The following is a 14119-nucleotide window of genomic DNA, read 5'->3' as shown; positions in this document are numbered from 1 at the left end:
GGTATGAAAGGGCAAAGGTGTCATAGTTTTAAAATAATATGAGAACTATGAAGCTGTTTAAATTATTGGCGATTATCGCTATTATCGTAACAAGTGCATCAAGTACAAAAGCGCAAATAGGGGATTGGACCATTGGCTTAAAGGCAGGAGCCAACTACGCTAATCTTCATTCGGATGCACAAGGACTAAATGACAAAAAAGGAAAGGTAGGTTTTACGGCGGGTGCATTCGCTCGCATAGGCCAAACAGTTTTTTTTCAACCGGAGCTCAATTTTGTACATTTTTCCAATGAATTTCAATACAACGGTCAAAGGCATAACCCAAAGTTGAGCCAGTTAAATGTGCCTTTGATGTTGGGATATAAGCTGCTGGACCAAGAAGCACTTGCGTTAAGAGTTTCTTTAGGGCCTGATTTTAGTTACAATCTGAATGAGCCGGATGTGTTTAAATCCGGCGACTTTAAAAAATTCAACATAGGCGGCGTTTTTAATGTGGGGGTGGACATAGGAAATATTACCTTGGATGCGCGCTATAGTAGAAGTTTTACCGATCTGGACAAGCGTCTTGGCCAAAAGGCAGGCATATACTCATTAGCTGTCGGATTTAAGATTTTTTAGGTAACAATAAATTGTTTTGTAGACACTTATCTTTTTGTTGTTTTTTAAAAAAGTTATAACAGCTTAGAAAATTTTGTGTTTATGGAAAAAAGTATTAGCTTTGTGCTTTCATAATTTAGGTTTATAATTGGTTGACAGGCCTCTAATCTCCCCGATTATTGGCCTGTTACTTTTTAAAATTATTTAGTATTTTTATACTTTAATAACCATTTATAAACAGAACATGCGTCTCGTCTTTTTTGCCTTATTACTGGTGGGCTATATGCGTAGTGCTGCGCAAGAAGAAATTGTTCCTTCGCCTTCTCAAGTATTAAGCGAGGTGCATTTTAAAACCTTAATGGGTGGAGTGGTTGTTTTGCCCGCCTTGTTGAATGGTTTTCCAGATACATTAAATTTTATTTTAGATACCGGGAGCGGGGGTATTTCCCTGGATTCTTCCACGGTTGTTTCTCTTGGATTGAAACCGACGCCAAGCGCCACCCGCATCCGAGGCGTTGCAGGCATTAAACAGGTTAGCTATCTATATAATCAGCATCTTAAGTTCCCGGGATATACGGTTGATAGCTTAAATTTTCATATCAACGACTATTCTTTTCTTTCAAGTGTGTACGGGGTTAAAGTTGATGGGATCATTGGCTACTCATTATTTAGCCGATATATAGTGAAAATAAATTATGATGATAGCCTGATGCATATCTGCTCGCAAGGCACCATTCGTTATCCAAAGGGAGGTTTTCTTTTAAGGCCTAACATAAAAAGTTTAGTGGTGCAGCGGGCCTTATTAAAAGATAAGCACCAAGTGAATGCGCGCTTTTTGCACGATATCGGTGCGGGTGTATGTGTTATGCTTTCGAAAGAGTTCGTTGAAGATAGTACACTGTTAGCATGGAATCGAAAGCTATGGCCGAAAGAAGGACATGGTTTGGGGGGTAAGATACAGATGGATTTAACGGTTATTAAGGAGCTCCGTTTTGGTCCGTACAAATTTAAACATGTCCCTACCTTGATTTTTGATGATGTGTATGATGTGACTTCCTATCCCTACTTGGGCGGCCTGATCGGGAACGATATTTTCAGGCGTTTTAACATGATCTATAACTATGAAAAGGGAGATATTCACCTCATACCTAATAACAGTTTTCGGGATCGGTTTGATTACGCCTATTCAGGCTTGGACTTGCAATTAATTGATGGAAACATAGAAATCGGAGGCGTGGCGAAAGGGTCACCCGCAGAATTGGCCGGGTTAAAAGTTGGCGATTTGTTGCTCGCTGTAAATGGTGATTTCAGTGTGAATTTTGCCCAATATAAAAAGGCGCTGCAGCGGCCAAAAAAGGAAGTCATGTTGCTGGTACGACGAAAGGAAGAACTGCTAATATTTAAGTTCAAGATAAAAAGTATAAAACAAGTTTTTTAGTCACTTAACCTAATTTTACTTCTATGCGGATAGCTTTGATGAAGTGGGGCTTATTCATGAGATAGAATATTGATAATATTGTCGAAAGGATCCTTTAAAAAAAAACGCCTTACTCCCCAAGATTCATGGGAAGGTCCATAAATGATCTCAAAGCCATGTTTTGTTATTTCCGTTAATGCTTGGTCTAAGTCGTCCACTTCGATAGACAAATACGGTACAGGCAGGCCGTCTCCTCCCTGCGAGGCGAAACTTACTTGCGTTCCGCTTTCTTCAGAGGACGCATAAGTTGCGATCCATCCATGGTTCATCACGTTTTGTAAGCCTAATACGTCACCATAAAAGGTTGCTGCCAATTCAATGTTATCTGTTTCTATATTTGCTACAATACGTTTTACCTTCATGAGCTTACTTTTTCTTTGTCCCCTTAGATGAAAATTTATCTAGCTGAAAACAGGGGTTTTCCAGGTTCAATCAGCCTAATTTAAGAATCTTTCTTTATTATTGTAAACGTTGCTTTTGAAATCGCTGTGTTTTTTGGGATGTGTATTGCAAACATGTTGACCTTAAAATGAAATATAATGAGTTACTTTTGGAAAGCTTACATGTTCTTCTTCGCGGTTCCCTTTCCGATGATATTGTACTATAGTATCAATTACAATTCTGAAATAAGGGGAGACGGTACAAATCCTTGGTTGGCTTTAACCTATCTGTTAATTTCGCTGGTATTGTGGACGATCGTTTTATATAAGCTTTATCAGCGATGGATCGCACTCACTTTACAGACGAAATCAAATATTGAGTCGCTGCTTCGTGATGGCGTGTTAAAGGATGGGGAAATTGTGGACGTGAAAACGCTTAAACCTGTCGCAAAAGACGTTGAAACCTTGGAGGTATCGGTGCGGTTTGAGAATTTTTCAGGCACGAAGGTTTTACAGACAATACCTATTAATGATAGTAAGCCGCAACAGAATCGATACGAAGCAGGTAAACGTATAAAACTACGGATTGATAAAACCTTAAAAAGTAGCCCCGTCTTCATACCGGATGGGGTGCAAGTAGAATTAAGGAAAAGTCAAATGTTTCTTTCTATCATAGGATGGTTATTGGCTTTAGGGCTTGTTATCGCCTATTATATTTTCTCCTATCAATTGGAAAGCAGAGGCACCGGGTGGCGATTCCTTATCTTCTGGCATCCCTTATTATTATGTCCTTTAATTTTATTGCTCAGCTTCCTCGGCTTGGATGCTTTACTGGGACAACTTAGTGGCTTACCCAAGGATGTATTACGATTGATCTTCTATGGAAAGCAAGCTACCGCGAGGATTTTAAGCGCAAAACAAACCGGTACTTACATTAATGAACAGCCACAGGTGCGGTTTGAGTTGGATTTTAAGGACGAGAGGGGTCGGACGCATAGGGTAAGTCTTAAGAAAATCGTAAGTCTGCTGGAGGTGAGTATAACTCAGCAACAGACGGTAGACATTTTTTATTTAGAAGAAGATCCCCAAACAATAGCTTTTAGCAAGGATCTGAATGATTAATTTCAATAGGGTATTTAAATTTTCATGAAAACTTACAAACTTACTATCTTATTGATAGGTTCCCTAAATATTATGGTTGCTTGTAACAGTATAACCAAAAGCATTCGAGATACTTTTGATGACTCTTCAAAAGCTGAGAAAGATACTGCGGCTTCAGCAAGTAACCTCATGCCGGATACTAGTAAGCAAGAAACTGTTCAACAAAGAAAAATATATAAAGAAGTTACACCACCTCCGGTAAAAGATTTTTTAAGTGATACCCTTGCCCTTGGAAAGGCAGAGCAATCCTTAAGGAAACTTCCGCAATATAATGGAAAGAAAATCAGACTATATGACGATATTCACTTTTACGATGATGGAAGGGTGATGCTTAATCTTCAACATCCCGAGAATCCGGAGTATATTGATGCTTACGAATATGATGATGGGGTATGGAGTGAGCCAAAGCCTGTTCAAATTTCTATTAGAACTAATCTACAAAGTAAGCTGTTTGATCTGGATAGAATTAAATTCAGAACGGTGTCAACTATTATGAATAACTATAACGAAAAGGCGGGAACGATAGAGGGAGCAAAACCGGTCAACCATGTGTACGGTATTGTTTGGGATGGTGAATTTATTTGGTATCCTCGAAGTATAAACGGTTCAAGGCAACGTTTTGCCATCGACTTTAACCTAGATGGTTCGGTGAAAATGTTTAGGCGTGAGTAGTTGGACAATATGAATTTAGCCTTAACATTGGTTTTCTGTTTTGCAAAAAAGAGTGCTTAGCTGTTTATCGCTTTCCAGATTAAATCTTTAAGTTCCTGCAGTCCTTTTTGTGCGACGGAGGAAATGAAGATGTAAGGGATTTGCTCTGGAAGGTCTTGCTCCATTTCCAGCTGTAGTTCCTCGTCTAGCATATCGGATTTTGTAATGGCTAACAGACGGGGTTTATCCAAGAGCTCCGGATTGTAAGCCGTGAGTTCGTGTAAGAGAATATTAAACTCTTCTGCAATTGAGCGGTGAGTGTCAGCAGGAACCATAAAAAGCAATACGGAATTACGCTCGATATGTCTTAAGAATCGATAACCCAGTCCCTTTCCCTCAGAGGCGCCTTCAATGATGCCAGGAATGTCGGCCATCACAAAAGATTTGTTATCGCGATAAGATACGATACCCAAATTGGGAACTAATGTTGTAAAGGGGTAATCGGCTATTTCGGGCTTAGCTGCAGAAACTACGGAAAGTAGCGTGGATTTACCTGCGTTCGGAAAACCGACCAAGCCTACATCAGCCAATACTTTGAGCTCCAAAACAATCCATTCTTCTATGCCAGGCTCACCAGGTTGAGCAAAGCGTGGTGTTTGTTGCGTTGGTGTTTTGAAATGCCAGTTGCCTAATCCGCCGCGCCCCCCGGGTGTGAGAACCTTGGTTTCACCGTCTTCGGTAATATCAAATAGGACTTCCCCTGTTTCGGCATTCCTGGCGATAGTGCCCAACGGAACTTCCAAGATTTCATCTTTTCCGTTCTTGCCATGTTGCAATGCGCTGGAGCCCGGCCCGCCGGGCTCAGCGATAATGTGCTTTCTGTATTTAAGGTGCAAAAGCGTCCATAATTGACTATTGCCCCGCAGTATAATATGGCCTCCTCTGCCCCCGTCGCCCCCGTCAGGTCCACCCTTTGCTGTATGTTTGTCGCGATGGAGGTGGGCAGAGCCAGCCCCTCCATGACCGGAACGACAACAAATTTTAACATAATCGACAAAGTTTGAACCTTGAGCCATTTTTTGTTATTGAATTACTGGAATTAATAGCGGTCTACAACAGCGCATATTGCCTTAAAAATCTCATCAATGGATCCTATTCCATCAATATTCTGTAGTTTTCCTTGTTGCTGGTAATAACCGGCAACCGGTGCTGTTTTTGAATTATATTCTACGATACGTTTGCGGATGATTTCGGGATTAGCATCGTCGGCACGACCGGAATCTTTTCCACGTAGTAATAGTCTTTTTTCCAGCTCGTCTTCATCAACCTGAAGTGCTATCATGCCGGATATTTGCGCTCCTTTTGATGCTAAGAGTTTGTCAAGAGCTTCAGCTTGCGCTACGGTACGTGGAAAACCATCGAAAATAAAACCCTTTGCCTCTTGATTACTATCAAGCTTGTTACTGATCATACCGATTACAACTTCATCAGGAACCAGCTTACCATCATCCATCAGTTTTTTAGCTTCTAGTCCTAAAGCAGTTCCCTGCGCAATTTCACTTCTAAGGAGGTCTCCTGTAGATAGATGGACTAATTGATACTTTTCAATAAGTTTTTGGGATTGTGTACCTTTTCCGGCGCCTGGAGGGCCAAATAAAACTAAATTTAGCATGTTATGAATTTTTTGCTCAATGTGTTTTTACATCGAGACACGGTTAAACTTGTACAACCAACGGTTTCCACAATCTACATCTTTGCCGCTAGCTTTCTTCGGAACTTTACTTCTTTGAAGTTTTGTACGTTGTTAATGATAACAAAAGCCTTGCCCACTTAAGAATTCGGCCCTTGTTACATTCGTATAAATGACTCTTTAGTAAAAAAGAGCGGTCGCAAAGGTAAGGCTTATTTTTTTATTTTTTTGCATTCAATCATGAAAGATTCATATGTGCAAACAGGCGCTAAACGATAAGTATCCGAATACTTTGTAAGAAGGAAGGTTTGTTTTATAGGTGGATGATATGTTTTAAGTCAAAAGAACCTAATGTGCTGACTATATACGGGAAAAGAAAGATGATGGATAAAACATCATCTTTCTTAGATATGCTTTAGCGTGTGGTGTAGCCACCGTTTGCAAAAATGGTTTGTCCGGTGATCCACCAACCATCTGTTACCAAAAATTCAACTAACGGCGCGATATCTTTGATGTCTGTTAGGCCACCCAAAGCGGAGGCAGATTTATGATAAGCCACCGCATCGTCGCTTTCTTGCCCATAAAAGAAGGGGGTATCCATTGGTCCGGGCGCTACTGCTGTAACGGATATGCCACGTTCACCGAATTCCTTCGAAGCCGATCGCGTAAAGTCTTCTACCGGTGCTTTTGCACCGGCATAAGTTGAATAATAACCGGTATAGGCAGCAAGTAAGGAGGTTACAATGGTACATATTTTTCCGTTATCGTTAAGCTGTTTTCCAGCCTCCTGAAGGAAGAAATAGGCTACTTTTGAATTGATGTCAAACATGTTGTCATATTCTTCTTCTGTAGTATCTACGAATGGTTTTTTCAATACACGTCCTACCGTATTAATCGCAATATCGATTCCTCCATATTTGCTTTTTGTTTCTTCAAAAAGCTTTTTGATATTGGCAATCTGGGTGAGATCAGCCTGAAAAAGAAACGCATCACCACCCGATTGTTTTATAGCTGCAAGTGTTTGCTCGGCATCTGGCCGGGTCTGCTCACTGTTGTAATGAATTGCGACTTTTGCACCTTTTGCTGCCAGATTTCTACTCAGCAAACCTCCAAGGTTTTTACCTCCACCGGCAATAAGAACTACTTTTCCATTCAAATCATTTCGTGCCATAGCATTTAAATTTTAAGTTTATGAATTAGACAAAAATCGGATTCGGTTCACTATTATTATGGTGAACTTTTCGGATTTTTATTTAAGAGACCTTCGGTGTCCGGGATTCCCGGAATTGACCGGGAGTTTGACCGGTCATTTTCTTGAAGAATTTTGAAAAATTAGAAGGATCATAAGTTAAGAGAAGCGCAATTTCCCTGACAGGATGTTCAGAATCAGACAAAAGCCTTTTTGCCCAATCAATTATTTTTAGATCGTAGAAATGACAAGGATGGTGGCCCCTCGTCTTTTGTATTGTATCAGTTAAATGATTGTGCGATACAAAAAGCTTTTCAGCGATTTGCTTAAGGGACATCATTTCTGTGGCTCGCGCCTCAACGATATCCAGTAGATGCTTATCTAATAAGCGAAAGTATTGTTCCGTGATCTCTTCACTCCTTGTAAGCTGTTTCTCGTTTTTCATCGTAGACTGATTAACGGTTTTATTAAATCAGTTGAATTATTTAGCGTTAATCGCAAGTTAAAAATAATTCTATAAAGACGAATAGCGTATAGTCCTGAAATTTGCGGCTTGTTTGGGCATTTCGCCAAATACCGGAAATTCAGTTCGCAAGTTTAAGGAATAGTTTACTGAGCTCCTTATTGATTTTTAATCGAACAATACGGATATTTAATTGGAATAATTTTTACAAATAAGTTGTCCGAAAAGATTGTTTAACATGTATTTTTATGACAAAAAAACGCTTCCTATCCCTTTGTCTGTTCATTGTAATGATATTTGTTGTGCATGCACAGTCGTTAAGGATTAACGGTGTATATATTGGTGCAGAGCTATATACCACACCCTTTCAAGGCATGCAGATCAATAATATCGTGATCTATTTCAGAAACGATGGTACCTTTAATAACGCATTAAGCCAAACTGACTGGAAAACGAAAGTTAGCGGTTATTATACAATTACAAATAATATCGTACAGCTGACATTCCAAAACGGGGATGAAAGCGAAAAGTATACGTTGGCAACCAATGGTAATCTCGAAAGCACCGCTGGTGTGAAGCATACTTTACATAAGGTGAAGAAAGTGGCGGTTCTTCCCGCGGGCGTATATGAAAAAAGGAATGCTTCTACCAGTGGGGGTATGGGAACAGGTACGCCGGCTGTAGGTGCTTTTTCTTCAAATTATCTGTATTTTGATGGAAAGGGAAATTTTTCGATGGACCGTTCCGGCATGGTAGGAGTAGCAGGAGATGCAACAGGGGGTACCGTGGGTGGCCAATTTGAAAAAAGGGGTATAAGCAGTGGAACGTATCAGCTTGGCGATGGAGAAATAACGTTTACATTCGGCAATGGAACAGTTTCCAAACATAGCTTCTTTTATAGTCCACCGAACGAAGAAGACCTGGTTTTGCTGGATGGAGAATTCTATTTCCGACAGGAAGAGGGGGAAGCGACTATAACTACACAACGAACAACAGAGGATAGCGGCCCCGCCGACCTATCTGTGACAACCCGGCTTCCTACACCAGCCGATCTATTAATTGGTCTCCGGAGGCAGTATGGTGGCGAAAGTATAGATAAGATAACAACTGTCAGAGAAATTGCCACCATAACAGGTAATATACAAGCTACCCTTGTAACCGATATTGTCAACAATAAAATACGCGCCGAGCTGCGACGAAACGGTAAGTTGCTGCTGGTAAAACAGCTGAACGGAAATGAAGGCTGGCAGTGGGTAGAGGGAGTAAAAAAAGCCCTGTCGCAAGACGAAAAAGAGGAGCTAATGTTAAGCTTGTACCAAGGGGTGCTGGGTTTACATAAAAATTTAAATAGCTATTTCTTAAGCGGAGTTGTCTCTCCATCCGGAGACGATTATATCATTACTTTCTACAAAAATCAGCATAAAATTGTTTATTTGATTGGCAGTGATTATTCCTTGAAAGGAAACGCCTATACCATTCATGCTGATCCCAATATGTCCATTTATAAAGATTTTAGGGAGACAAACGGCATCACATACCCCGGTACTACGGAATCTTCCGATGGAAAGACAAAAGTTACCGCAACCACTACTTCGATTGAGTTTAATCCGGTTTTGATGAGTAATGACTGGAAGATACCGTAGAAATATAAAAACGAACGCAATAGAACGGACAAATTAAAGTGGTAGAAAATTAAGAGCAAAAAAAGTTGAGAGTATAAAATTATTCGAAGGAACAGGGTTTCTATAATGGATGCTATAGAAAGGAGCCGAATGAAAAGTGAAATACCAAGTACGCAAGGTTACATTTGGGCTAGAAAAGAATAAAGATTTTTGCAAAATAAAAAAGCGAAATATATTCATTATATATCTCGCTTTCTGATGTGCACTTGAAGGGAGTCGAACCCCTAACCTCCTGATCCGTAGTCAGGTGCTCTATCCAATTAAGCTACAAGTGCGTTCCGAATTGGAATGCAAAGATATGAACGATTGTTAAAATTCCAAAAATATTTAAATAAAAATAGCTTAAAAATTTTGTGCTCTTTGTTAAATAATTGATTATGTGGGTAAAAAAAGAAGTGATTTTTTTGATGGGATGTATTTCAGTGAATATTTGTACATCTTGGTACAAGATATGTGGTAAAATGCATGCATTGGTAAAACTTATTTTTAGCTTTGAAGTTTATAAAGAACATGAATTATCAGTTTTCCGTACAACGAAAAAAAATACGAGTGGGGGATATCAGCGTCTCTTATTTGCTGAAAGAGTCTGCCCGTCCAACGAAGACCGTCATTTTTATCCATGGCTTTCCCTTTAATAAAAATATGTGGATATATCAGTTAGAAGCACTACCGGAAGACATTCGAGGTATTGCTATGGATGTGCGTGGCCATGGGAGGAGTACAAGTGGACATGGTTACTTCAGTGTGGATGTTTTTGCACAGGATTTAATCGCGTTTGTAGAGAGATTGGGATTGGATAAAGTGGTGTTGTGTGGAATTTCTATGGGAGGTTATATCGCTTTACGGGCTTATCAATTAGCTCCTTCAGTCTTCCATGGAATGGTGCTGGCCGATACGAACTCGCAAGCGGATTCAAATGAGGCTAAAATTAAACGCTTCGATACCATACAGTCGGTACTAAAATATGGTAGACGAACTTTTGCTATAGGTTTTGTAAGGAATGTTTTTTCGGAGACGAGCTTGCAGACAAGGACGGAAGAGGTCGACTTGATTCGTAGTAGCATCAGAAGGAATGATATCCGTAGTATATGTGCAACTCTTTTGGCTTTGGCTTCAAGAACGGATACAACAGAAAGTCTGCATACCATCCCTTTTCCTTGTTTGATCATTAGGGGAAGTGAAGATAAGTTGATGACCCGAGAGCAAGCCCAAGTATTGAAAGAGCATATTAAATATGCAGAATTAGTGGAGATTGAGCACTGTGGGCATCTGCCTAATTTAGAAGCCCCTGAAATTTTTAATCAGATCTTGGAGCAATATCTTGCCAAACTTGTTTAGTTGTGGGTATTGTGCTTTGTGGGAGGTTGTTCGCTGAATTCTTTCTTTTTGGCAGGGCTTTTTAAATTGGCCGGCTCTTTTTTGTATTGCGTGTCTTTCTTTTTTTTAACGACTTTATTATCCTCCGGTGTAGATTGCTCGGAGTCGTGGGGTTCAAACTTGTTTTTGCTTTGCCTGTTCATGGTGTAACGATTTGTTTGTAGAATGTTTACGTTGATTTAACACAAAAACACATTTTTTGTTTTAACTGCACAGTTAGGTAAAGTAAATTTGCCTATTCCTAATATATCAAACGAATGAGGGTAGCTATTAATGGTTTTGGTCGTATCGGCCGAAACACTTTACGAAATATAATACGAAGAAATGATGCGATTGAAATAGTTGCCATTAATGACTTGGCTGATGTAGCGACGCTTGCACATTTATTTAGATATGATTCGGTACATGGTCCGTTCGAAGGGCAAGTCGCTATCAGTGGTGATGATTTGGTTGTAAATGGAAAATCCATTCGGATTGTTAACGTCCGTTCTCCACAGGATTTACCTTGGGATACGCTCGACATTGATGTGGTGGTAGAAAGTACCGGAAAGTTTACGGCTAAGAACCTGGCAGCGGAACATTTGAAGGCGGGCGCGAAAAAGGTTTTGATTTCGGCTCCCTCTCCTGATAAGGAAGTGCCAACAATCGTATTAGGAGTAAATGATGAAACGGTCGATTGGAGTAGTCCCATTTTGTCTAATGCTTCCTGTACCACAAATAATGTAGCTCCACTCATTAAAGTATTGGATGCACATTGGAAGGTTATAGATGGTTATATAACGACCGTCCATTCCATGACCGGTGATCAGAATCTGCACGACGCGCCACATAAAGATTTGAGACGAGCGCGAGCTGCTTCTTCATCCATTATACCGACCACAACAGGGGCTGCGAAGGCAGTAACGAATGTTTTTCCTCATTTGGATGGAAAATTAGGTGGTGCAGGCATCCGTGTGCCTGTATTGAATGGTTCGCTAACTGATTTTACCTGCATATTGGAGAGAAAGCCGTCGGTATCGGAAATTAACAATGCGTTTGCTAAAGCAGCTGAAAACGATCTGAAAGGAATTTTACAGTATACGGAAGATCCCATCGTTTCGATCGATATTGTCAACTCACCTTTTTCCTGTATTTTCGATGCCCAACTAACGTCAGTTGTAGGGGGACTGGTAAAGGTTGTGGGCTGGTATGATAATGAATTTGGGTATTCTAATCGCTTAGTAGATCTATTGCTTAAGTTAAAAGCTAATCAGGCTTTTTAGTTATCGATTTGATGTTTAGGGAATAGGACTTCGGAGCGTGATGTGTTTAAGTCTATGTTAATTCACGCTTTCCGCGGTATTGCTTTATTGCAGAAGCAAGCATTTTTCTATATGTTTGCTGCGACAGTGCAAGCTGCAAGGTTAATGAACAGGGGGCTTTCGAGCTTTTGCGAGACGGAAGTAACCCGTAATGGCATACTGAGCAGCAGGTTCTTTTTTACTGACTTAGCAACGCGAACAACATATTATTAATAACTATTCAAATGAAGACAATTGAAGATTTTAACTTTTCCGGGAAGAAGGCTTTAGTGCGGGTGGATTTTAATGTGCCATTGGATGAAAATTTTAATATCACAGACGATAATCGTATAAAAGGAGCAAAACCAACAATCGAAAAGATTTTAAAGGACGGTGGAGCTGTGATTTTGATGTCGCACCTTGGACGACCAAAAGATGGGCCTACCGACAAATTTTCCTTAAAACATATTGTAAACCATCTCTCTAAAGAGCTGGGTGTTCAGGTCGCTTTTGCAAATGACTGCATTGGTCAAGAGGCAATTGATAAAGCAAAGAATCTAAAAAATGGCGAGGTATTGTTGCTAGAGAATTTGCGCTTCTATAAAGAAGAGGAAAAAGGTGATGAGACTTTTGCCGAAAAATTAGCGGCATTGGGTGATGTTTATGTAAATGATGCATTCGGTACTGCCCACCGGGCTCATGCATCAACAGCAGTGATTGCGAAGTTTTTCCCTCAGGCTAAATATTTCGGTTATTTGATGGCCGCAGAATTAAAAAACGCGGAAAAGGTATTGAATAATCCAGAAAGACCATTTACAGCTATTATGGGTGGTGCAAAGGTTTCTGATAAATTAGAACTGATTGATGCATTACTTTCTAAAGTGGATAATCTGATTATCGGTGGCGGAATGGCCTATACTTTTGTGAAAGCAAAAGGAGGAGAAATTGGACAATCGCTTGTTGAGTTGGATAAACTTGACTTAGCAAATAGCTTAGTGGAAAAGGCGAAAGCAAAAGGAGTCCAGTTGATTTTGCCTACAGACTCGCAGATTGCCGACAAATTTGCAAATGATGCTGCTGTCTATGATGGTCCGAACAACCAAATACCAGCCGATAAGATGGGCTTAGATATTGGGTCCGAATCAGCGAAGAAGTTTTCAGAAGTTATTAAATCGTCTAAAACTATTTTGTGGAACGGACCAATGGGTGTGTTTGAGATGGACACTTTTGCAAAAGGAACCAAAGCAGTTGCGGAAGCGGTGGTGGAAGCGACGAAGGAGGGGGCTTTTTCTTTAATAGGTGGTGGCGACTCTGCTGCGGCTGTTACAAAGTTTAATATGACAGATGATGTAAGTTACGTAAGTACCGGTGGAGGTGCCCTGCTTGAGTATATGGAAGGTAAAGAGCTGCCAGGAGTAAAAGCAGTGAACGATTAGTTTTACCTAAAGATATAAGACAGCAAAGGAGGGACACTGCCCTCCTTTGCTGTTTATTTTTACAGAAATTATTGCGTTGGTTCATTTGAATCTACCGCTGTTTGCACTTTGTGTGCGACGGTGGCCTTGTTGACTACCGATTTGACACTTTTAATACTTCTTGCCGTCTGTTCCGCTTCTCTCATGCTTTCTTCATCCGGAAAAGTGCCGGTAAATGTTGCGATGCCTTCTGACACAACAACTTGTGCTCCTGGTTCTAATACGTATTCAATTTCCTGCTGGGCACGCTGATCCTTCAATGATTTTGAGCTACATGATATTAGCCAGAAACATACTCCCATTACTATAACAGGTAGTACGAATAACCGTTTGGAGTTCATGACTGCTAAAATTTGATTCTAAATTATAATTGGCCGCTATTTGTTTTATGGATGCGGTTTTCTCTAATACAATTTTGGTTGTATAATGTTTTAAACTGTTGCTCCTCAGTTGTTTAATCTGTTATAAATTTAGGGATATTCCATCAATGTTACAATATTTTTCAGTATTTCATTCGGTTTTTTTCAGCTGATATTTTTTCTTTTTTCGTTTGAAGGGGCTGATGGTCGAAGGTAAAAAAGGACTTGAAGCGCTTAAGAGACTGGTTTTTTCCAATCGTCAATTTATGGTTGGAAATTGCGAAAAAATGGCGGTGAGTGGGAGGAAGTACCTGTGGAAAACTTTTTTGTGGGAGAAAG

At 40.1% G+C, this 14119-nt stretch carries 15 protein-coding genes and 1 tRNA gene; 8 read left to right on the top strand and 8 right to left on the bottom strand.

Annotated features, from left to right (window positions below):
- Positions 1-47 precede the first annotated feature (47 nt).
- Both ACH11B_RS00385 and ACH11B_RS00380 read left to right on the top strand, forming a co-directional pair.
- Complete coding sequence (locus ACH11B_RS00385; protein WP_377610210.1) at positions 48-617, top strand: porin family protein; 570 nt, start codon at positions 48-50, stop codon at positions 615-617.
- Between the two features lie 223 nt (positions 618-840).
- Positions 841-2034 (top strand): pepsin/retropepsin-like aspartic protease family protein, encoded by a 1194-nt coding sequence (locus ACH11B_RS00380; protein WP_013663407.1) that lies wholly within the window; start codon positions 841-843, stop codon positions 2032-2034.
- 50 nt (positions 2035-2084) lie between these two features.
- Here the strand turns inward: ACH11B_RS00380 and ACH11B_RS00375 are convergent, their stop codons facing one another.
- Positions 2085-2435 carry a VOC family protein gene (locus tag ACH11B_RS00375; protein ID WP_377610208.1) on the bottom strand — a complete coding sequence of 117 codons (351 nt, stop codon included), beginning with the start codon at positions 2433-2435 and terminating at the stop codon, positions 2085-2087.
- Between the two features lie 177 nt (positions 2436-2612).
- On the opposite strand from ACH11B_RS00375, the gene ACH11B_RS00370 reads away from it, so the two are divergent.
- A complete protein-coding gene (locus ACH11B_RS00370; protein ID WP_130858319.1) occupies positions 2613-3575 on the top strand; it encodes a hypothetical protein in 963 nt (320 codons plus the stop codon).
- A 24-nt stretch (positions 3576-3599) separates the two neighbouring features.
- A complete protein-coding gene (locus ACH11B_RS00365) occupies positions 3600-4286 on the top strand; it encodes a hypothetical protein (RefSeq protein ID WP_130858320.1) in 687 nt (228 codons plus the stop codon).
- Between the two features lie 56 nt (positions 4287-4342).
- Here the strand turns inward: ACH11B_RS00365 and obgE are convergent, their stop codons facing one another.
- From obgE to ACH11B_RS00345, 4 genes are all read right to left on the bottom strand, one after another.
- Positions 4343-5341 (bottom strand): GTPase ObgE, encoded by a 999-nt coding sequence (gene obgE / locus ACH11B_RS00360; protein WP_013663403.1) that lies wholly within the window; start codon positions 5339-5341, stop codon positions 4343-4345.
- A gap of 23 nt (positions 5342-5364) precedes the next feature.
- The gene (locus ACH11B_RS00355) at positions 5365-5937 is read right to left on the bottom strand and encodes an adenylate kinase (protein ID WP_130858321.1); all 573 of its coding nucleotides are present in this window, start codon (positions 5935-5937) and stop codon (positions 5365-5367) included.
- A gap of 433 nt (positions 5938-6370) precedes the next feature.
- Positions 6371-7126 (bottom strand): SDR family oxidoreductase, encoded by a 756-nt coding sequence (locus ACH11B_RS00350; protein ID WP_013663401.1) that lies wholly within the window; start codon positions 7124-7126, stop codon positions 6371-6373.
- Positions 7127-7208: 82 nt separating this feature from the next.
- The gene (locus ACH11B_RS00345; protein ID WP_130858322.1) at positions 7209-7589 is read right to left on the bottom strand and encodes an AraC family transcriptional regulator; all 381 of its coding nucleotides are present in this window, start codon (positions 7587-7589) and stop codon (positions 7209-7211) included.
- Between the two features lie 266 nt (positions 7590-7855).
- Here ACH11B_RS00345 and ACH11B_RS00340 point away from each other — a divergent pair, with 266 nt between their 5' ends.
- Positions 7856-9250, top strand: a complete 1395-nt coding sequence (locus tag ACH11B_RS00340; RefSeq protein ID WP_377610206.1) for a hypothetical protein — start codon at positions 7856-7858, stop codon at positions 9248-9250.
- Positions 9251-9490: 240 nt separating this feature from the next.
- Here ACH11B_RS00340 and ACH11B_RS00335 read toward each other — a convergent pair.
- Positions 9491-9564, bottom strand: a tRNA-Arg gene (locus ACH11B_RS00335).
- 235 nt (positions 9565-9799) lie between these two features.
- On the opposite strand from ACH11B_RS00335, the gene ACH11B_RS00330 reads away from it, so the two are divergent.
- Positions 9800-10627, top strand: coding sequence for an alpha/beta fold hydrolase (locus ACH11B_RS00330; protein WP_130858324.1), 828 nt, complete (start codon positions 9800-9802; stop codon positions 10625-10627).
- Here the strand turns inward: ACH11B_RS00330 and ACH11B_RS00325 are convergent.
- Positions 10624-10809, bottom strand: coding sequence for a hypothetical protein (locus ACH11B_RS00325; RefSeq protein WP_013663396.1), 186 nt, complete (start codon positions 10807-10809; stop codon positions 10624-10626). The genes ACH11B_RS00330 and ACH11B_RS00325 overlap by 4 nt on opposite strands.
- Positions 10810-10923: 114 nt before the next feature.
- Between ACH11B_RS00325 and gap the strand changes: the two genes are divergently transcribed.
- Together gap and ACH11B_RS00315 are read left to right on the top strand one after the other, a co-directional pair.
- Entirely contained in the window at positions 10924-11928 is a 1005-nt protein-coding gene (gene gap / locus ACH11B_RS00320) for a type I glyceraldehyde-3-phosphate dehydrogenase (RefSeq protein WP_130858325.1), read from the top strand.
- 263 nt (positions 11929-12191) lie between these two features.
- Complete coding sequence (locus ACH11B_RS00315) at positions 12192-13382, top strand: phosphoglycerate kinase (RefSeq protein ID WP_130858326.1); 1191 nt, start codon at positions 12192-12194, stop codon at positions 13380-13382.
- 68 nt (positions 13383-13450) lie between these two features.
- On the opposite strand, the gene ACH11B_RS00310 is transcribed toward ACH11B_RS00315, so the two are convergent.
- Positions 13451-13681 carry a BON domain-containing protein gene (locus ACH11B_RS00310; RefSeq protein ID WP_041386995.1) on the bottom strand — a complete coding sequence of 77 codons (231 nt, stop codon included), beginning with the start codon at positions 13679-13681 and terminating at the stop codon, positions 13451-13453.
- Between the last annotated feature and the right edge of the window lie 438 nt (positions 13682-14119).

This window comes from Olivibacter sp. EAT-5 (assembly GCF_044784325.1).
Taxonomy (GTDB): Bacteria; Bacteroidota; Bacteroidia; order Sphingobacteriales; family Sphingobacteriaceae; genus Olivibacter; species Olivibacter oleidegradans.
Note: the sequence above shows the minus strand (reverse complement) of the source record. Positions and strands in the feature narration are given on the sequence as shown.